The 20,540-nt window shown below is 49.7% G+C and carries 16 protein-coding genes and 1 pseudogene; 8 read left to right on the forward strand and 9 right to left on the reverse strand.

What is annotated here, in order from left to right; all coding sequences use genetic code 11:
- Nucleotides 1–105: 105 nt before the first annotated feature.
- The 5 genes from H1R82_RS09715 (at nucleotide 106) to H1R82_RS09735 (ending at nucleotide 6,574) form a co-directional block, all read left to right on the forward strand.
- Complete coding sequence (locus H1R82_RS09715; RefSeq protein WP_181732490.1) at nucleotides 106–1,407, forward strand: M14 family metallopeptidase; 1,302 nt, start codon at nucleotides 106–108, stop codon at nucleotides 1,405–1,407.
- Between the two features lie 242 nt (nucleotides 1,408–1,649).
- Nucleotides 1,650–3,203 (forward strand): spore germination protein, encoded by a 1,554-nt coding sequence (locus tag H1R82_RS09720; RefSeq protein ID WP_181732491.1) that lies wholly within the window; start codon nucleotides 1,650–1,652, stop codon nucleotides 3,201–3,203.
- 13 nt (nucleotides 3,204–3,216) lie between these two features.
- On the forward strand, nucleotides 3,217–4,320 hold the full coding sequence (locus H1R82_RS09725) for a GerAB/ArcD/ProY family transporter (RefSeq protein ID WP_181732492.1): 1,104 nt from the start codon (nucleotides 3,217–3,219) through the stop codon (nucleotides 4,318–4,320).
- Between the two features lie 11 nt (nucleotides 4,321–4,331).
- Nucleotides 4,332–5,507, forward strand: a complete 1,176-nt coding sequence (locus H1R82_RS09730; protein WP_181732493.1) for a Ger(x)C family spore germination protein — start codon at nucleotides 4,332–4,334, stop codon at nucleotides 5,505–5,507.
- Between the two features lie 62 nt (nucleotides 5,508–5,569).
- Nucleotides 5,570–6,574 (forward strand): zinc-dependent alcohol dehydrogenase family protein, encoded by a 1,005-nt coding sequence (locus H1R82_RS09735; protein WP_181732494.1) that lies wholly within the window; start codon nucleotides 5,570–5,572, stop codon nucleotides 6,572–6,574.
- 38 nt (nucleotides 6,575–6,612) lie between these two features.
- Here H1R82_RS09735 and kynB read toward each other — a convergent pair whose 3' ends face one another.
- Together kynB and H1R82_RS09745 are read right to left on the reverse strand one after the other, a co-directional pair.
- Nucleotides 6,613–7,245 carry an arylformamidase gene (gene kynB / locus H1R82_RS09740; RefSeq protein WP_181732495.1) on the reverse strand — a complete coding sequence of 211 codons (633 nt, stop codon included), beginning with the start codon at nucleotides 7,243–7,245 and terminating at the stop codon, nucleotides 6,613–6,615.
- A gap of 293 nt (nucleotides 7,246–7,538) precedes the next feature.
- Entirely contained in the window at nucleotides 7,539–8,030 is a 492-nt protein-coding gene (locus H1R82_RS09745; protein ID WP_181732496.1) for a hypothetical protein, read from the reverse strand.
- Between the two features lie 168 nt (nucleotides 8,031–8,198).
- On the opposite strand from H1R82_RS09745, the gene H1R82_RS09750 reads away from it, so the two are divergent.
- The 3 genes from H1R82_RS09750 (at nucleotide 8,199) to H1R82_RS09760 (ending at nucleotide 10,944) form a co-directional block, all read left to right on the forward strand.
- Nucleotides 8,199–8,498 carry a hypothetical protein gene (locus H1R82_RS09750; protein ID WP_131470844.1) on the forward strand — a complete coding sequence of 100 codons (300 nt, stop codon included), beginning with the start codon at nucleotides 8,199–8,201 and terminating at the stop codon, nucleotides 8,496–8,498.
- An 86-nt stretch (nucleotides 8,499–8,584) separates the two neighbouring features.
- The gene (locus H1R82_RS09755) at nucleotides 8,585–10,288 is read left to right on the forward strand and encodes a pyruvate oxidase (protein WP_181732497.1); all 1,704 of its coding nucleotides are present in this window, start codon (nucleotides 8,585–8,587) and stop codon (nucleotides 10,286–10,288) included.
- Between the two features lie 104 nt (nucleotides 10,289–10,392).
- Nucleotides 10,393–10,944: a flavodoxin family protein gene (locus H1R82_RS09760; protein WP_181732498.1), complete on the forward strand. Its 552-nt coding sequence runs from the start codon at nucleotides 10,393–10,395 to the stop codon at nucleotides 10,942–10,944.
- A gap of 340 nt (nucleotides 10,945–11,284) precedes the next feature.
- Here H1R82_RS09760 and H1R82_RS09765 read toward each other — a convergent pair.
- The 7 genes and pseudogenes from H1R82_RS09765 to H1R82_RS09795 form a co-directional block, all read right to left on the reverse strand.
- Nucleotides 11,285–11,879: pseudogene (locus tag H1R82_RS09765) on the reverse strand (GrpB family protein).
- A gap of 197 nt (nucleotides 11,880–12,076) precedes the next feature.
- Nucleotides 12,077–13,858, reverse strand: coding sequence for an IucA/IucC family protein (locus H1R82_RS09770; protein WP_181732499.1), 1,782 nt, complete (start codon nucleotides 13,856–13,858; stop codon nucleotides 12,077–12,079).
- 15 nt (nucleotides 13,859–13,873) lie between these two features.
- Nucleotides 13,874–15,244, reverse strand: a complete 1,371-nt coding sequence (locus tag H1R82_RS09775) for a lysine N(6)-hydroxylase/L-ornithine N(5)-oxygenase family protein (RefSeq protein WP_198058689.1) — start codon at nucleotides 15,242–15,244, stop codon at nucleotides 13,874–13,876.
- Nucleotides 15,231–15,818, reverse strand: a complete 588-nt coding sequence (locus H1R82_RS09780) for a GNAT family N-acetyltransferase (RefSeq protein ID WP_181732500.1) — start codon at nucleotides 15,816–15,818, stop codon at nucleotides 15,231–15,233. Before H1R82_RS09780 ends, H1R82_RS09775 begins: the two co-directional genes overlap by 14 nt.
- A complete protein-coding gene (locus H1R82_RS09785) occupies nucleotides 15,796–17,631 on the reverse strand; it encodes an IucA/IucC family protein (protein ID WP_181732501.1) in 1,836 nt (611 codons plus the stop codon). The genes H1R82_RS09780 and H1R82_RS09785 overlap by 23 nt, the downstream gene beginning before the upstream one ends.
- A complete protein-coding gene (locus tag H1R82_RS09790; protein WP_181732502.1) occupies nucleotides 17,621–19,147 on the reverse strand; it encodes a pyridoxal phosphate-dependent decarboxylase family protein in 1,527 nt (508 codons plus the stop codon). The genes H1R82_RS09785 and H1R82_RS09790 overlap by 11 nt, the downstream gene beginning before the upstream one ends.
- A gap of 12 nt (nucleotides 19,148–19,159) precedes the next feature.
- Nucleotides 19,160–20,521, reverse strand: coding sequence for an aspartate aminotransferase family protein (locus tag H1R82_RS09795; RefSeq protein WP_181732503.1), 1,362 nt, complete (start codon nucleotides 20,519–20,521; stop codon nucleotides 19,160–19,162).
- Nucleotides 20,522–20,540 lie beyond the last annotated feature (19 nt).

Genomic DNA, 20,540 nt, shown 5'->3' on the forward strand with positions numbered 1-20,540 from the left:
TACATAGAATTATTCATATGGATAAAGATTGCCTTCTTTTATCAATTGAATAGTTTCAATCTTTATCCAATTCATTATATTTTTGAAAGGAGTGCCTTTGTTCCCATGCTTTCCCGTAAAAAACGGTGGTTTTCCCTGACTGTCTCCCTGATGCTTTTGGCGGCCTTTCCGATGACCGGCTTTGTCAACAGCGCAACAGAATCCTTGGATGAAAACCGTTTTTCCACCACCGGATTCTACCACATCCCTGAAGTCAAAAGCAAAGAACAACGAACCGAAATTGCCCGGACCGGTGCATCCATCGAAGAGGTCGGAGCGGATTATGTGAGAGTGCTTGCAACCGACACGGAACTGAAAAGCCTGAAAGAAAAAGGCTTTCAACCCAAAGCCGAGCCGGTGTTGGGAACCCTCGATTTCCCCGATGCCGACTCCCGCTACCACAACTATGACAAAATGGTAAAAGAGATTGATCAAGCCGTTTCCGATCACGGCGACATCGTCCGCAAATTCAGCATTGGAAAATCATATGAAAACCGTGACCTGTGGGCGGTGAAGATCAGCGACAACGTTCAAGAGGATGAAGACGAGCCGGAAGTTCTCTACGCCTCCCTGCATCATGCCCGCGAACATTTAACCGTTGAAATGGCTCTTTATCTGCTCCACCTGTACACCGACAATTATGCCACCGATCCGAGAATCAAAGAGATTGTCGATTCCCGGGAAATCTACATCCTCTTTAATATGAACCCCGACGGGGGAGAGTACGACATCTCCACCGGCAAATACCAATACTGGCGCAAAAATCGCCAGCCCAACAGCGGATCTTCCTCCATCGGCACCGACTTGAACCGGAACTACGGTTACCAGTGGGGTTGTTGCGGAGGTTCCAGCAGCAATCCGTCCAGTGAAACCTATCGCGGACAAGCTCCTTTTTCCGCACCGGAAACCGCTGCTCTCCGCGATTTCGTCAACAGCCGGGTGATCAACGGGGAACAGCAAATCAAAACGGCCATCAGTTTTCACACCTACAGCGAATTGATCTTGTGGCCCTACGGATACACCTACGAAAACACCCCGGATGACATGAGCGCTGATGATTATCAGGTATTTAAAACCATGGGGGAAGCCATGGCTGAAACCAACGGTTACACCCCCCAACAATCCAGCGACTTGTACATCACGGATGGAGACATGACCGACTGGGCATACGGCGAACATAACATCTTCGCCTTCACGTTTGAAATGTATCCGAAAGGAACCTCCGGCGGAGGCTTTTATCCACCGGATGAAGTCATTGAACGCGAAACGGAACGGAACCGGGAAGCGGCTCTTTATCTGGCGGAACAAGCCGATTGTCCCTATCGGGTCATCGGAAAAGAGGCACAATATTGCCAAGCTAAGGATTAACAATATAAGATTTAAGATCCTTTCTCACAAAATCTGTGACGGCCCATGTCCGGCCGTCTTTTTTTGCGCATGAAAAACAAAACATTGAAACACACTAACCATGAAGGTGATACCATGTGGGAATTTATCGTGGAGCATATTCCGGATAAGAAAATATTCATTTTTGCCATATTGATTCTCGTGATTCCTTGTGCCGTGACCCGCCTCTTTCAATGGATTCGTTCATGAAAGGATGACTGACGTTGATCAAGCGCCATTTCTACCGGAAACGGAAAAAAGACATACATGAAAACAAACAATCAGCCGATACGGATCGTTTGAAAAACAACCTTGAAACCAATGTGAATTATTTCAACAAACTGACAGAACAACATCCGGACTTGACCATCCGTTCCTTTCGAATCGGCGGGACCAACATCCAGGCGGCCTGTTTGTTTATGAAAGAAATGGTGGATGAAAAAATCATCAGCGAACAAATTCTTGACCGGTTGATGCACAACTGGGATGAATTTTCCACCCGGGAGACCGGATTCATCCAGTCAGATGAAATCATCCACTTTATCAAAAACCACGTTTTAAGTTTCTATAAGCTCAAAGTAATCCAAAGCTATTCGGAGATTTTCACGCATTTGATCCGGGGATCCACGGCGGTGTTGGTGGACGGATGCGACCAAGCAATTGTAATGGCCACTAGCAAGAAGTTGACAACCAGCTTGGGACCCTCCGAAACCGAAGCAATTGTCCGGGGACCCCAAATCGGTTTCACCAACTCGCTGGAAGTCAATTTGGCGCTGCTCCGGCAAAGTTTGGCCACGCCGAATCTTACTTATAAGTCCTATGTTCTCGGAAGGCGGACACAGCGCAAAGCGTCAGTCGTCTACATCCAGGACCTCGCAGACCCGGAATTGGTCAAAACGGTGGATCAACGCATAAAAGAGATCGACATCGATGAAGTATTGGACACCAGTTATATTGAGCATTTGATCGAAGACAACACCTTTTCTCCATTTCCGCAAGTGCAAGACACCGAACGTCCGGACCGGGTGGCGGGGGCGCTGACAGAAGGACGGGTGGCGATACTTCTGGACGGGACCTCCTTTGCCCTGATTGTACCTGTCACGTTTTGGATGTTTTTGCAATCGCCGGAAGACTACTACACCCGTTGGATTCCGGGGATCCTGCTACGTTACTTGCGGTACATGTCTGCTTTTCTGTCGATTTCCCTGCCGGCTTTCTATATCGCCTTTACCTCCTTCCATCAAGGGCTGATCCCGACAAGGCTGGCGATGAGCATTGCCGCCACCCGGGAAGGTGTGCCTTTCCCGTCGGTTTTGGAGGCGTTGTTTATGGAAGTGGCAGTTGAAGTGTTGCGGGAAGCCGGGCTCCGTCTTCCCAAATCGGTCGGCCAGACCGTGGGTATTGTCGGCGGGTTGGTGATCGGGGAATCCGCTGCGCAAGCTGGCATTGTCAGTCCCATCTTGTTGGTGGTGGTTGCGGTGACAGCGATCTCATCCTTTGCCATCCCCCAATATAACGCCGGGATCGCTCTCCGGTATTTGCGCTTTGTGCTCATGTTATTTGCCGCCTTTTTCGGTTTGTACGGGATCATCATCTTTTTCTTGTTAACAATGACTCATCTCGTCCGCTTGGAAAGCTTCGGATTCCCTTACTTGGCACCGATTGTCCCCATACGAACCCAAGATTGGAAAGACATTTTGTTCCGGTCGCCGCTGAGTCGCACAAACCGCCGTCCGGTCACCTTAAAACCCCAAGACCCGGTCCGGCAAAAACAATGAAGGATGTGTCGTGATGCTAGACAGCAATCGGAAACAGATCACCACCATTCAAACATCGATATTCATCGCCTCGGTCATTCTGGGAATGGGCGTCCTAACCCTTCCCCGGAATGTCACGGAAGACACACAAGGACAGGACGGTTGGATTTCGGTCATTCTTGCAACCCTGATTCTTCTGTTGATGGGATGGTTGATTATCCGGTTGAACCGGTATTATCCGGATCAAACTTTTTTTCAATACAGCACGCAAATCTTTGGCAAATGGATCGGCAATTTGGCCAATTTGATCTTTCTCTCATATCTTTTTATCACTGCCGGCTATGAATTGAGAGGCATGGCCGAGGTGACACACTTCCATTTGCTTCCCAACACCCCGCCGGCTGTATCCATATCGCTCATGGTGTTTGTCGGGATTTATCTGATGACCGGCGGAATCGTTGCCGTCGCCCGGATGTTTGAAATTTTGCTTCCCATCACTCTCTTCTTTTTCTTTGTCGTATTGGCCACCAGCTTTAAAGTGTTTGAATGGCGAAACATTCTGCCGGTCATGGGAATGGGGGTGGAACCGGTGATCAAAGGGATTCACGGTTCATCCCTGACGTTTTCAGGTTATGAATTCATGTTGGTGTTAAACGCATTCATGCAACGAAAAAAAGAAGCATGGAAAGCGATTTCCGCCGGGATTTTGGTGCCCGCACTCTTTTACGTTGTCATTGTGATTGTCGTGGTGGGCGGATTGGGACCGGATCAGACGATCACCCTCACTTTTCCGACCATTGAATTAATCCGCTCCTACGAACTGACAGGCATATTTTTCGAACGATATGAAGTGTTTTTGCTGGCCGTCTGGATCTTGCAAATCTTCGCCACCTATGTGAGCATGCAATACATCTTTTGTCTGGGGATTTCCCAAATTACCGGAAAAAACATCCGTTTTTTTATCTACGGAGTCTCTCCCTTGATCTTTTTGATCGCATTCCTGCCGGCGGATATCAATGAATTTTTTAACCTGGGCACCATTTTGGTGCACATCGAGCTCTTCGTGGTCTTCATCATTGTGCCGATCGCACTGGTGGTTGCCTGGATCCGCAACCGGCGTTCAAGACACCATAATTAACGGAGGTCAACATGAACGGAAAAAGGCGACTGTTTGTCAGTTTGATTCTCGTAAGCCTGATCATGCTCACAGGCTGTTGGGACTACCGGGATATTGAAGAAACTTCAGCCAATATCGGACTGGCCCTTGATCTGGGTGACACAGAGACCGGTGAAGTCCGGATTGAAGGGGAAAAACCGGTGATCAACGCCACCCTTCAAATTATGGATCCGAAACAACCCTCCAGCGGAGAAGGGACAATCGATTATGAAAATACAACGATCACCGGCAACACCTTAGGCAAGATGGCTGTGGAAGTCGCTTTATTCAACCGGGGTCCGCTCATTGGACAACACCTGAAGATCACGTTGATCGGGGAAGAATTGGCCAAGCGAATGAATTTTCGAAACATGCTGGGCTATCTGTTTCGAGGCCCGTACGTCCGCTTAAGCAGCACCATCCTGTGCACGAAAGGAAAAGCGGGAAAGTTTCTGGAGGGCGAGGAAAAAGGCCAAGGCAATGAATTGCCGGCTTTTAAAATTCTCAGTATCGCAGACAACACCAAATATTCACTTCGGATATTGGAACCGGTGACGTATGGAAGAGCAGGAAGATTTTTGGCAAGCAACCAAAGCTTTTTGCTTCCCTGCATCGCCAAAAAAAATAATGAAATCGTACTGGAAGATGCTGCTGTCATCAGCGGGAGAAACAAGAAAATGATCGGTTACATGAATTCCGAAGACATCGCCGGGGTCAACTGGATTACCGGAAAAAAGGGAGGCGGCGTGTTAAACGTTTATGATGAGGATCAAGCCATTTTCGCCGTCAGGATTTTTAACATGTCCAGCAAAATCAAACCCCGTGTGGAAGGTGACAAAATTTCTTTTGATGTCCACGTAAAAACCGAAGGCTATTTGACGGAAGACTGGATTGAAGAAGACGACGCCACAGATCCGAAATTTCTTGAACGCTTGGAACAAAAGGCAGAAGAAAAAATCGTCCATCAAATGCGTTCGGCATTGTATAAAATGCAAAAAATTTATCAGGCTGATGTGGCCGGTTTCGGAGACGCCCTCCGCATCCATGACAACAAATTGTGGCACCGCATCAAGAATGAATGGGAAGAAAAATGGTTTGCCGATGTTCCGATTCGCATTAAAGTCGATCTCAATTTGCGGGACTACGGTGTCAAAACCAAAGACGAGTGATCCTCCTCCTTCTCACACCAAAGATATGTTATATTTGTTAAAAAATAAAGGAGGAGAAAACCATGCATGCACAAATCATCCGCCAATTCGGTTCCCCGGATGTGTTTGAACCGGCAACTCTCCAGCGTCCGGCGGTGTTGCCCGGCCATGTCCTGATCCGCGTTGCCGCCACCAGTGTCAATCCGATTGATACAAAAATCCGAAGCGGAGCCGTGCCGAATGTTGCCCCCGGGCTGCCGGCCGTTTTACACGGCGATGTGGCCGGTGTTATTGAAGAAACCGGCGCAGGGGTCACCTCTTTTCAAGTCGGGGATGAGGTTTTTGCCTGTGCCGGAGGGGTTAAAAACACGCATGGCGGAGCTCTGGCCGATTACCTGCTCGTCCGTGAAGAACTGGTGGCGCCAAAACCCCGCACGCTCTCCTTCCAAGAAGCGGCCGCCCTTCCTCTGGTGTCGATCACCGCTTGGGAAGCCGTTTTTGAACGGGGACGGATTCAGGAAGGGCAAAACGTGTTGGTTCATGCCGGAACCGGGGGCGTCGGCCATATTGCCCTGCAACTGGCCAAACTCACCGGTGCCACGGTACATACCACCGTCTCCACAGACCGGAAAGCAGAAATCGCCAAAAGGTTGGGAGCCGATCACCCCATTTTTTACCGGCAAAGCGAAGTGGATGACTATGTCAAACAATATACCGGCGGCGAAGGCTTTGACGTGGTGATCGACACCGTTGGCGGAGCCAATATCGATCGCTCTCTGCAAGCAGTCAAAATCCACGGCCATGTCGTCACCATCGCGGCCCGTTCCACGCATGATTTGTCCCTCATGCACAACAAAGGTTTGACCTTGCATGCCGTCTTTATGATCCTCCCGATTCTCACCGGCAAAGGCCTGCAACGCCACGGTGAAATCTTGAGACAAATCAGCCGGTGGGTGGACGAAGGAAAAATCAAGCCGTTGTTGGATGAAAAAACTTACGCTTTTGCTCAAGTGGCCGAAGCCCATCGACGACTCGAATCGGGCCAAGCAGTTGGAAAAGTCACGCTGATCAACGAAAACTTCTCCTGAAAAAAAGAGGCGGAAATGCTCCGCCTCTTTTTGCCGCTTCAAAGGGGTTCTGCCACCGGGCGAATCACGGCCCTGACCGGGCTCCCGTCCCCTCCGAGAATGGGAAGCGGCAAAGCGATCAATTCATAGATCCCTTCTTCCACGTTGTCCAAAACCGCCCCCTCCAAAATGTGGATGCCAGCATCCCATAAAGCATGGTGTGCCGGCAACGTCTTGCTGTCGATCGGATCCACGGACGGAACATCCAGCCCGATCAGGCGGATCCCCTGTTTCTTCAGATACGGGACCGTATCCGGATCCAAATGACAAATTTCTTCGGGAAACACGTTCCGGTCCCGCCACGAATCGGTCCGGATCAGAAGGCGGCTGATTCCGCCCCATTCTTTTTCCATCAAGTCTTCCGCCTTGATTTTTTCTCTTCCCGGCAAATGAATGACCCTGGCTTTGCCGATATAAAGATTCACATCCAATTCATGCACCTTGCTCCCCGCATCGTCAAAGTGAAAAGGGGCATCAATATGAGTCCCGGTATGGGTACTCATTTGCACTTGGCCGACATGGACCGATCCGCTTTCTTCTTTGGTAGAAATGAATTCATATTGAAACGGGGCATCTCCCGGCCACACCGGGATTCCGGAATGAAGGGGCTGGGAAATATCAATCCAGGTCATCAAGTCACCTCTTTCGGTTTCTCATCCATCATCTGCTTCAATGGTTTCACGGCTTCAAACGCATCGATGAACGAATCATCCAAAGCCTCCGGAGCAATCGTATCACATTTGGCGGGCAAAAGTCACAGAGATGACTCCCTCCGCCTTTGATTATGAATATATCGGGAAGGACGGCGATTGGTATTGCTTCCAAGAACGAGGCTATGGTGCTCCCGACTCAGAAAAGATGAAAGATTTCAAAAAAAGACATCCGCAGTTGGGATGTCTTTTTTTCCTTTATCGGAGTCAATGATTCATCCTTTTAAACCGCTGTCCAACAAGGTGATTTTCACGCCGGATAAGGGGAAAAGCCGGATTTGCATGGTTTCCCGGTCTTTGAGCGCAACCATGTTTCCGTCATGGGACCAATTGGCCAAATATCCGCGATACGTTTGGCCCTTATACTCCAACTCCACCAGTTCATACGGCTGCAACAGTTCGCTCATGGAAAACGCCTCTTTGTTCAGTTTGGTATCCAATGGAAATTGCAATTGAAACCGGTTTTCATAAACCTGAAAACACCGGGTCAATCCTTCCATGCGGTAAAATTCCTGCGTCACGCAAGAAACGGGAATCTTAAACTTGGGTTCTGATTTCAGGACTTTTTGCACCTGGTCCGATACCGATTCCACGATCAGCTCGATATGGCCGGAACTCTCTTCATAATCATAAATCAATTGCCCGTGCAAAAACGGGATCTCTGTACGGGATATCACAATTTTGCGCAGCAAATAACTTTCTTTCATAACGGCTCTCATTCTCCCTCTTTTCTTAATTTTATTATAAACGAACCGGCTTCGGCTTTTCAGCACCCTCCCGAAAACGGCAAATTCATAACACGAGCGCGACCCATGCAGGGATCATTCCTTCCAAAAGAGAAATCATTGGAAAACCATTCCAAAAAGGAGTATCATATGTCAGTCCGCAGATACCGCTTATTGATCGAAGAGATCAAACGGGATATCGAAGAATGCGAAAAACAAATGTTTTATCATCTGGATGAAATGCAGCGCGCCAAACATCAAGGCAACAAAGAGGTGGAACGCCATCACCGGCTGGAACAATTGAAATGGGAACGCAAGCTTCGCGAAGCCACCCGCGCATTCATGCACACGGAACAAGCCTTGGCCAAGGCGGTGGAAGAAGAACATCTTCACCGTTTTCAGGAAGATCAGGCACGTCGCGAGGGAAAAAGCCGGAACACGTGGCAATGATCCTTCTTTCTCCGTTTCAAAGGATGTTTTTATCACCGCTTGCGCACAATAAAAACAACCGAATGAACGAGAAGGAGGATTTTTCGATGTTCCGAAAAAAAGCCGGTGAATACCTGGTTGATCTGCTGATCGATTGGGGAGTGGATCATATATACGGAATGCCCGGGGATTCGATCAACTCTTTGATCGAGCCGATCCGGAAAGCCAAAGACAAAATCAAATTTATACAGGTCCGGCATGAAGAAGCCGGTGCGTTGGCCGCAGCCGCCTACGCCAAATTGACCGGAAAATTGGGCGTTTGCACCGCCATTGCCGGACCGGGGGCCATTCATCTGTTGAACGGATTGTATGACGCCAAGTTGGATCACGCTCCCGTTTTGGCCATAACCGGCCAAGTGGAATCCGATTTGATCGGTATTGACTATTTCCAGGAAGTCAATCTGGATCGCCTGTTTGACGATGTGGCCGTTTATAACCAGCGGATCATGTCGGCCGAACAACTGCCGGCGGTGGTCAATCAGGCCATCCGGACCGCCTATGCCAAAAAAGGGGTTGCCGTTTTAACCATTCCGGACGACATTCCCCGCTATGAAGTGGAACGGGAAGTGCGCACCACCACGTCGTTTTATTGCAAACAGGAAATCCGCCCCGATAAAAGCGATCTTCTCCAGGCCAAAGAAATCCTGTTAAAAGCGAAACGGCCGGTCATCCTGGCCGGAAAAGGAACGAAACATGCAAAAGAAAATCTGATCCACCTTGCGGAAAAAATGGCCGCGCCCATCATTCTCAGTTTGCCGGCCAAAGGCGTGATCCCCGATGAACATCCCCTTTGTCTCGGCGGTCTGGGGCTGATCGGGACGCGTCCGGCTTATGAAGCCATGCAAAACGCGGACACCCTGATTCTGGCCGGCACGTCGTTCCCGTTTACCGGCTTTTTGCCCCGGGAGGCAAAAACCATTCAAATCGACACGGATTCCACCCAAATCGGAAAACGCATGCCCGTGGATATCGGACTGGCCGGCGACGCCGATTACACATTGGGCTGGCTCATTGACCAAGTTCCTTATCAAACGGACCGCAGCCATTTGGAAACCCATCAAAAAATGATGAAAGACTGGTGGGATCATCTCGCGAAACAGGAAGAAGCCGATGAGGTTCCGATCAAACCGCAACGGGTGCTGAAAGCTTTGCAACAAGTCGCCGATGATGATGCCATTTTATCGGTGGATGTCGGCAATGTGACGGTATGGGTGGCACGTCATTTCCGCATGATCCGCCAACAATTTCTCACCTCCGCATGGCTGGCCACTTTGGGTTGCGGGCTTCCCGGAGCCATTGCATCCAAAATCGCACATCCGGATAAGCAAGTGTTCGCCATCTGTGGGGACGGGGGCTTCGGCATGACGATGAACGACTTTGTCACCGCCGTCAAATATGAGCTTCCCATCGTGGTGGTGGTCTTGAACAATCACAAAATCGCCATGATTAAGTTTGAACAGGAAGTGATGGGCAATGTTGAGTTCGGAACCGATCTGACCAACCCGAATTTTGCCCGCTATGCCGAAATCTGCGGCGGGATCGGCTACCGCGTGGAAACCCCCGATCAACTGCTTCCGGCCTTTGAGCTAGCAGTCAAGCAGAAAAAGCCTTGCATCATCGATGTGGTGGTTGATGCGGACGAAGCACCCATGCCGGCCAAGATCACCTTTGCTCAAGCTGCCGGTTACGCAAAGCACATGGTCAAAGAACTGTTTGCTCAGGGAAAAACCGATGTTCCTCCTCTGGTTTAAGTCCAATGCCATAAAAAATCGAAAAAAGAAGGGACAAGCAGGGGTTTAGTAGAAGATTTTGTAGTTACAACTTACTTTTACGTTGGAGAGGAAGGAAGAAACCCATGAAATGGATGGCCATTCACGGAAGTTCACGTAAAAATGGAAACACGGAAAAACTGACCCACTATGTACTGGAAGATATACCGGCAACGCATCTTTATCTCCGGGAATACTCCATCCGCCCGATTGTGGATCAGCGTCATGACCCCGACGGCTTTGATCCGGTGGATGATGATTATGACCGCCTCATTCAACAAGTCATGGAGCATGACGCCATTGTCTTTTCGACGCCTTTATACTGGTACGGGATGAGCGGGCACATGAAAAATTTCATTGACCGCTGGTCCCAAAGCTTGCGCGATCCCCGGTATGATTTCAAAGAAGCCATGCGCGGAAAACAGGCTTACGTTGTGATCACCGGCGGGGAAAACGCCCGGTTGTTTGCTCTTCCGCTCGTGCAACAGTTTGATTTGATCTTCCGGTTTATGTCCATGGATTTCAAAGGGTATTTGATCGGTTACGGAGGCAAACCCGACGGAATCCTGCATGACGAAAGAGCACTGGAAGAAGCCAAACAACTGAACCGACAACTGAAACAAATCCATGCCGGATAACTTTTTCCTTTCTCCGGCCCCGGTATCCCTGCCGGGGCTTCCTTGTTTTTCACGGCCACAATGGTCGGAAATTCCCTAAGCTTTTGTAAAACCCGCTCAGGGAGCATCCCTTACAAAAACAGAGATTCTCCAATCCGTGCACCAAAAACCCGGCACCCACAAACTCAAGGATGTTCTCTTCTTGAGGCAACTGCTTCCCCGTAATGCCAACGGAAAAGTGAACAAATCAGCGTTGCGCCGGATGTATCAGCAACAAGCCGGCAGCCCTGACAATTAAAACCCCCCCTTCTTCCAAACCGGAAAGGGGGTTTTTTATCAACGCCTCCACCTTTACAGAAAATCAGGTATTTGCATTTGCCCGTTCCATGATTTCCCGGATGATGGACGATTTGGCGTCGGCATAGTTTTGAATATGCCGCCATTTCTTTTTTGCCAGTCTCCGTTTGACTCGGGCATATTTCTTTCGGTCTGCTTCTTGGGAACGCAACCAATCCCGAAACCGCAACATCCGGTCAATTTCTTCCGCGCCCAAACTGAAGACATGCAGATTGATATCTGTATCCGGTCCTTTGAACAGGCGATGCTCAAACCATTCCGGCTCCCGGATCCGCAAGAGATAACCGGCTTTCTCCAACGCCGGGACATAAGCCGATTCATCCGATGAATCTTTCACCACCAGCAGGATGTCGATGACAGGCTTTGCACACAGTCCCGGCACGGAGGTGGATCCGACATGCTCCAAACGCAACACCTTGTCGCCGAGTGCCGAACGGATTCGTTTGGCTTCCCGCTTAAACAACTCCGGCCAACGCGGATCATACTCCTCGAGATGGATGGTTGCATTGTGGGGTTTCAACTTTTCCCACGGTAACCTTTTGAAGCTCTTCGTCACTCACGGGTTTAAATTCCCGACCCTGTCCGCTTCCCTCAACCATGGTGATTTTCCTCCTTTTCCAATCATCTTGACACCGGTTACAGGATGAACGTCCTTGACCCCATCAATCCTCTTCTTTGCTAATGATATTCAATTTTTGCCGGGTATCCCATGGTACCACTTATCCCCATCAACCGGCAAGAAACCGTTTTTGAACGTAAAAAATCCCCGGAGCGGCAAACCCCGGGGTTCGTCTTTTTAAGACAAAGCCAGTGCGTTGGTCACTTTTCCGTATTCAGAAGCGTGAGGACGGTCCACATCATCTTCATATCCGTAATCCAGCATCCGGTTGCGGTTGAGGCAGAGTTTGGTGAATTTCGGACGGAGCAAATCGAACAATTGGAAACGTTCTTTGAGTTCGGGGAACCGCTTTTGGTAAGCCAGGATGGTTTCCCGCGCTTTTTTCCAGAATGCTTCCTCCGGATACTGATGATGTTGTTCCAACAAATCCGACAGATAGCGCATATGGCAGATAAACAATCCGGTGAAAATAAATTGGCAAAGCCCTTCCGGCTCTTCACTGCGCAACACCTGTCTCAGGTCTTCCGACAAATCTTTCAATTCCGGCAAGGGTTCCCGGCTCACGTTGACATCATCAACAAAGTCTTTCATCGCCAGGCGGGACGGAACGGAGTCTTTCAACACCAAAATGGTGTTTTGCCCGTGAGGGGAGAAAACCACCCCGTAGCGATACAAGTAATGGAGCAACGGCGGCAAAATGGCTTCAAACAACCGATCCAGCCATTCATCCAGCCGGAGCCCCGATTTCTCCACCAACCGGGAGACAAACGGTTTTCCTTCCCCGTCCACATGCAACAGAGCCGCCAGGGTAATCGGTTTTTCTCCTTCCTCCATAAAGTTGTAGATGCTTTCCCGCCAAATGCAACCCAACATCTCCAAATATTGATAAGGCGCTCCCTGGAGCTTGGCATAATAAGGATGATCGTAGTTGATGCTGGCCACTTCCCCCGGCAAGATCAACCTGCACTCCTTGTGCAAATACGGATCGTTTTTCCATATGTTCCAGATATATTCCGTGATTTTGGGGGCCAACACGGTCCTTTCGCCGGGCAATCCGCGGTAAACCAAGGTGTTTAAAATGCTCATCGGCAACTTGACATGATGCTTCTCTTTGGAACTGGTATTGACAAAGGTGCGGATCGATTGTTGCGGCAGATATTCATCTTCCCCGGTTCCCAGCAGGACGATCCGGTTTTGCGCGAGTTCTTCCGCAAAAAATGGAACAATATAATGATCCCACTGCCAGGGATGCACCGGCATGAAGTAATAATCTTTGTCATCCAATCCGTTTTGCATGAGGACTTGCCGGAAGGATTCCACTTGTTTTTCTCCCAGTTCTTTTTTCACCAGCTCCTCATATTTGACACCGTCGACCGAATGAAAATCGGCTCTTTCTTTATGCACGGCGATCCAGGACAATTTGGCCTTATTTTTCTGTTCCGGGGCATACTTCAGGTAATCTTCATGGCTAAACCCGATTCTCCCCTTGTTGTAAGTGATCCACGGATGTCCTTCCATTTCTCCTTCCAGCTCGGCATAATCCAAATCGGTCAAATCAAGCTGTTGGTTTTTCTTTTTTTCAAGGATATATGCATCCGCCACCAGGGTGTGGGTGTATTCCCGAATCAAATGCCCCGCCGTCATCGAATTCATGCCGATGGTGCTTTGGATGTCCAGCAAAAATTGAATCGGATTGGTGGCTGGCTTCACCTCCCCGTTTTCCTGGCGGTAAATGGTGTCGCCATAGACACGGTAACTGTCAAACAACCGTTTTTTCACTTCGAAAGTGTATGTGACACCGCTTTTCAGCTCCAAACGGCAACGTTGATTCTCCCCGTCTGCCTTTTCCATTTCCGGATGAATGATGTCTTCATACAGAAACTCGGCAATCATCTTGATCAACAAATTCCGGGAAACGTTCTCCCATGTTTCCGGTTGAAAACGTTTCAGTGTATTCATGCTGCATCACTCCCTTTATACCGTTAAAGAGGATATTTGATGTACATCCCCGGTGGTGTTGATTTCCTCTTGGACTCCGAATTGCTGAAAAACATTCCGTTTTTGAACCGGGTAAATTTCCCGTCCGGTCAATGTATTGATAATCACGGAATTCCGGTAAGCCCCGAGTCCCAGATCCGGTGCCCCCACCCCGTGGGTATGAAGCTCTGCATTCTGCACAAAAATCTCGTTTTCGGTTTCTTTGGTCTTTTTGAGCCGGTAATCCAATGACACCTGATAACGTTGCTTTTCATCCCAGGCAATCAGGTCGGACAAATTTTTGACACAGGATGGAATCGGATGCTGGTAACCTGTTGCCAAAACAACCACTTCACTTTCATGCGTGAAAGTTTTGTTTTGCTCGCGGTGGTGACAAGTCAGGCGATACCTTTTTTCTCCCGGCACCGGCTCGATTTTTTGGATTTCCGTTTGAGCCAGCATCCGCACCGGCACGGTTTGATTTCCCACGGTCCGTTCGTAAAGCAGTTCATAAATATCGGCGATGGTGGCGGCACTGATGCCCTTGTACCACAAATCCTGGGTTTTCAACCGGGCCTCTCTCACCTCCGGCGGCAGGGAATAAAAGTAGTGAATGTAATCCGGCGAAAAATGTTCCAGCCCCAGTTTGGAATACTCCATCGGGAAAAATCCGGTGGAACGGGTCAGCCAATCCAGCCGGTAGCCGTGATTTTTTTGTTCCTGAAGCAAGGTGTAAAAGACTTCCGCCGCACTTTGCCCTGATCCGACCACGGTAATGGATTTGGCTTCTTTGCACCGGTTGAGCCGCTCCAAAAAGTGGGCCGAGTGAAAAATATCTTCTTCCGGCAACCCTTGAAACGCCGGATGAACAGAGGGAACACTGCCGACGCCGAGCACCAGGTGTTTTGCGTGATAAACCGAAGTTTGTCCGGTCGCAGGCGATGTGACTTCCACGCGGAAGTACGTTTCACTCTCTTCGATCCAGTCGATTTTCGTCACTTTTTGCCCGAACCGGCAGGTTTTCAGATTTTGTGACACCCAACGGCAATATTCGTTGTATTCCCGGCGCGGAATCAGAAAGCGCTCCAAAAAGTAGAAATGATAAAGTCTTTGCTGTTCCTTCAGATAATTCAAGAACGTATAGCGGCTGGTCGGATCCGCCATCGTCACCAGATCGGCAAAAAAGGGAACTTGCAAGGTGGTTCCTTCCATTAACAGGCCCGGATGCCAGTCAAAGCGGGGTTTCTGCTCAAAAAACACCGCTTTGACTTCCGTCACGGGATCAAGCAATGCCGCCAGCCCCAAATTGAAGGGACCAAGCCCGACACCGATCAAATCAAACATCTCATTCGACTCATGCTTCACCATGGTTCCATCTCCTTTGAAAAGTGTCCCGGCAGCAAAACATCAAAGCCGCCCGCTTGTCCGGCAAATCAATCTCCCGTTGAAATTCAAATCCGCATTTTTCAAAGATATGGATCATTTTTTTATTTCGGATATCCGGTTCGGCAACGACTTTTTGCGTCGGTTGATGCTGAAATAACCGGTACGTCATGGCCCTTAACAGGGGTAAAGCATATCCTTTCCCCAAAAACGAGCGCGGACCGATCAAAAGATGAATCCCTTGATCTTCGGGGTCATAGTCATAATGTTTTCCGAGAATATCCCCCCGGACCCAATAGGTTTCCCAATAGCTCATGGGCGTGCCGTCAAGGGAACCGATATGAAGGGTTTGGTGTGGATCCGCCAAGAATTTGCGCAAATGTTCACGGTATTGATCATAGGGAATGTTTAAATTCCAAAACGGAATGACATGCGGTTGATGCATCCACTCATGCAGCCTGTCCAAATCTTTTTCCATCTCCACCCGGCGAAATGATATCTCTTTGCCGATGTCAGGATCCTTCATCGCAAACGTTTCAGACATGACTGGGTATTTCATCGCAAACTTTCTCTCCTTGACGCAAGGGATTTTGAATTTGAACATAAACCGACTGGCTTTCCATCGGCCCCACCAGTTCGTCCATATCATGAAGACGGGTGAGCAGATTGGCTTTCCCCGGCAGCCATTCATCTTCAAGAAGGCTTTCGATCAAGCGGGAAGGTTTCCGGTTCTTGGGCAACCATTTTCGAAGCGCTCCGGCAAGCTCTTCCAACAGGATCTTTTCGTTTGCCAGGCCACATCCCCCGAAAGCATTGATCAGCCCGAATAAATGATTGATAAAAAAGTAGTAGCGGAAACGCTCATCGGCCACGGCATCGGCACACAGGGTATGGCTTTTTTCATTAACGCCCGGCAGGATTTCTTGCAGCTTGTCAAAGGTGGATTCACAATAGTAATAACCTTGGTTATCCCGGTAGAAGAACTCGCCCGGGTATCCGTCTTTCAGTTTCACCAGACTGTTTTGCTGATGGGCCTCCAGTGCGATGCCGTATTCCATATACAGCCACATCAGCGGTTCAAACGAAATCGACAAGTATTTCTTGAACCAATCCAAGCTCACTTGTCCGGGATCTCTGCCTTCCCTTTCTGCCAGTTCTTTGATCACTGTGGCCAAGCGGGGTTCAAATCCGGGCAGGGCATCTTGACAAAGCCCGGCAAGCAATGTGACGTCTTTTTTACCACCTCCCTGAAACGGGTTTTCCCGCAAAACCACCTCAAACCCCGACTCATCCGCACCCGGAAGCTCAATGGTGATAAAGGCAGGGTCTTTGACCACATGAAATCCGGGATATTTTTGCTGTAATCGGTTCCCGATCTCACTGTCCAACAGGCGGGTCACTTCCACCCCCCTCTCCAACTCCTTATACAGATTTTGCCGGACGGAGTTGGTGATCTTGATCCGGACAGAGAATTTCAACATGAAGGAAGATCCCGGATGGTAGACCGTGCGGATGGATGCGGTCGGATAATAAGCTTTTCCCAGGACCCCCAGATCTTCCAATAACCCCTTGTCCATCAACGACCGGACCCGTTCATCTTCCAACAAATGTTTGGCTTGCAACGGATGGACGGGCAAAAGGGAATATTCATCCTCTTTCAGATACTTTTCTTTAAAGGACGGATCCACTTCCCGGTCGTTCCAAAGCTCTTTTTTGATCCAGTCTGTCGCAGATTCCGGCAAGTTGCTTCCTTCTTTGACAATGGAACGGTGGGCACGGAAATAATGCAGGGAAAAACGTCCCTTCAATTCGGGAGAATAGGTTTTTTGCTCCTGCTCCGGAATGCCTTGCCGGCTTTTGGGCGTCGGATGCAGCAAATGTCCGAAAATGAGGGATTGTTCCGCATCCAAATAATCAAAGTGCGTACGGTACAGTTCTTCTGCATCTTGATATCTCTGCGCCACAAACGTTTCGATTTCATGGCAGCTTTGGATCACGCGCAGAACCAGCTCATCCGGAAAGACATTCAATTTTCGTTCAACGGTCAATTCTTTGGTCAGCATCGTCACCAACGTCACATAATCCAGTTCCCTCAGCTTTCCGCCTTCTCCCATCCGGTAGAAAAACGGGAAGTAAAAGAGATGCCGGCCGGTCAGGGACCAGTATTTCACCGGGGCGATGATCTCCATCTGATGGTGCTTTAAGGAAACAACCAAAAATTCTTTTGCCGGCGAATCGGCCAGTTTTTGGTTGTGAATCCGGTTTTTCTTCCACTCATCCTTGGCATACCGTTTGAATTGCCGGGTTTCTCTGAGGTAACAGTTGAAAAAGGCCAGCATGCTGGCTTGTTCCGCAATTTTTTTAGCCTCCATACGAATCTTTCTCTCTCCTCTCTTCTTCCAGTTCCAATCCGGTTTTCCTGACTTCCTCCAGTATTTCAGTCAAAACGGAAAGCGTGATCCGGGGATTGATGATCGTCAGTTTCAGCGAAGTCAGCCCGTCCACTTTGGTCAAAGCCATCACCGCTTTCCCCCGTTGCAACAACGTTTGGCGAATATCCCGGTTGATCTGATGAAGATCCACCGTTTGATCCCGGGGGACATAACGAAAAACAAGGGCATTCATTTGGGGCGGATCATTGACCAGTTGCAAGTGTCCGGCCCGCCGAATCCAGTCCGCTGCCTTTTTGGTCACCCCGATCGTATGGTCAATCATCCCGGCAAATTGTTTTTTTCCGACCGCTTGCATAGAAACAAACAGTTTTAATGCATCGAACCGGCGGGTGGTTTGCACCGATTTATGAACCAGATGAGGAATTCCCATCCTTTCATCTTCTTCTGAATTTAAATAATCTGCATGCCGCTTGATCAGTTGAAACCGGGACCCGTCTTTTAACAGAAAGGCTCCGCAACTGATCGGCTGATAAAACAGTTTATGAAAATCGACGGACAGGGAATCCGCCCGCCCGATTCCGTCCAGACGGTGCCGGTGTTTTTCGCTCAAGGCCAACGCGCCGCCGTAAGCGGCATCGACATGAAACCATGCATTTTCCGCTTCCGCCCTGTCCGCAATCCCCTGCAACGGATCGATGCTGCCAAAATCGGTGGTTCCGGCCGTCGCCACGATCGCAAACAGATGATAACCATCCTTTTTTAATTGACTGATCTTTTCATCCAAATCGGTTAAACTCATCTGATACTTGGTATCCGTTTTCACCGGAACCACCGCATTTTCTCCCAATCCGAGCAAGGCAGCCGATTGTTTGATCGTAAAATGCGCGATGTCCGAACAGAGAACCTTCATTTTTCCGGCCTCCGGCGGTAATCCTTGATGCATCCCGTTTATATTCAGCTTCTGTTTCAAGAAGTGATCCCTTGCCAAAAGAAGTCCCATCAAATTGGACTGGGTTCCGCCGCTGGTAAAGACACCGTCTCCCTGGAGGTTTCCGTAAAAAACGGAACACAGCCAGGAAACCATTTTTTCTTCCAGGATGGTCGCGGCAGGACTCTGATCCCAGGAATCCATCGATTGGTTGGTTGCGCTGATCAAAAGCTCCGCAGCCAGGGCCGGCGTCAGCGGGGGACAATGAAGATGTGCGGAACAAGCGGGATCATGCACCCGCACGGAATGCCGCAAAATGCGGACTCCGACATCCTCCAGCACTTCACCCAGATCCCGTCCCTCTTCCGGACAAACCGGCATGTCTTTGAGTAACGAAACCAGATCGTCAACCCCGGTTCCACTGAACGGTTGGTTCAACGATGCGTAATGTTCATACAAGACCGTTTGTGCTGCCGATATCGCCTGTTGGTATGAAGACCACGCTTCCGGTGAATGCCCCAAAAACAAGTCTTTTACCGGCAACTTTGTCATCATGTTGCTGCTCAATTGCCTTCCCCCTTAAACTAGGCCTCTCGATTGTTCGGCAGCTTTCACTGCTTCCGCAAAGATTTCAACGATGCGTTCGATCTGCTCCGAGGTGATGATCAGCGGAGGCAAGAAACGGACCACACTTCCGTGCCGCCCGCCCAACTCCAAAATGAGTCCGCGGTCAAAACACTCTTTTTGAATGAGCCGGGCCATCGCTTGGTCGGTTGGATAACTTCCCAGATGATCCGGTTCCTGTTGAGGATCCACCACCTCGACACCGATCATCAGGCCGCGGCCGCGCACCTCGCCGATCACATGGGATTCTTTTTGCACCTTTTTCAACCGGCTCATCAATTTTTCTCCCATTTCACGGGCATGTTGTTCGATTTGATTTTGGCGGATATAGCGGATCGTTGCCAGACCGGCGGCCATGGCCAATTGGTTTCCGCGGAACGTGCCCGCATGTGCTCCGGGAGCCCATTGATCCAACGCCTCATCATACACCACCACCGCGAGCGGCAGCGAACCGCCAATCGCTTTGGACAAGGTGATCACATCCGGTATGATTCCCGCATGTTCGAAAGCAAACAGTTTTCCGGTACGTCCGAGACCGGTTTGAATTTCATCCACAATCAACGGAATTCGATGCTCTCTGGTGATGGACCGGATTTCGCGCACCCATTCATCCGGCGCCGGGATCACTCCGCCTTCGCCTTGGATAATTTCCATGATCATCGCCGCCGGGGCAGGAATGCCGCTTTCCGGATCTTCCAGTGTCCTCCGGATAAACTGACTGCCAATTGAAGCTCCTTTTTCCCCGCCTTGTCCAAACGGGCAACGATAAGAGTACGGATAAGGCAAAAAGTGAACATCCGGCATCAATCCCGGAATCGGATCTTTCGGTCCTTTATTCCCCATCAGACTGAGCGCCCCGTGGGTCATGCCGTGGTAACCGCCTTGAAATGCCAGAACACTGCGCCTTCCGGTGGCGGTTTTCACAATCTTGAGCGCCGCTTCCACCGCATCGGCACCGGCCGGACCGCAAAACTGAATTTTCGCTCTTTCCCTGAACTCGCGGGGCAAGCTGTCAAACAGCTCCTCCACAAACTCATCTTTTACCGGAGTGGTCAGGTCCAATGTATGTAAAGGCAACCGGTCTTTGAGCGTCTGCTCAATAGCTTCGGTCACAACCGGGTGATTGTGCCCCAATGCCAACGTCCCGGCTCCCGCCAGACAGTCAACGTATTTTTTTCCCTCTACATCAGTGACAAAGATTCCGTATGCTTCCCGGATGGCAATCGGGATTCTCCGGGGATAAGAACGCGCATTGGATTCCGTTTGTTCCTGATGCGCAAGATAATACCGATTGGTTTGTGCATGTGTGATGCTCATTGGTGATCCCCCTTGGGCT

Source organism: Thermoactinomyces intermedius (genome assembly GCF_013912365.1).
In the GTDB taxonomy this organism is placed as follows: domain Bacteria; phylum Bacillota; class Bacilli; order Thermoactinomycetales; family Thermoactinomycetaceae; genus Thermoactinomyces; species Thermoactinomyces intermedius.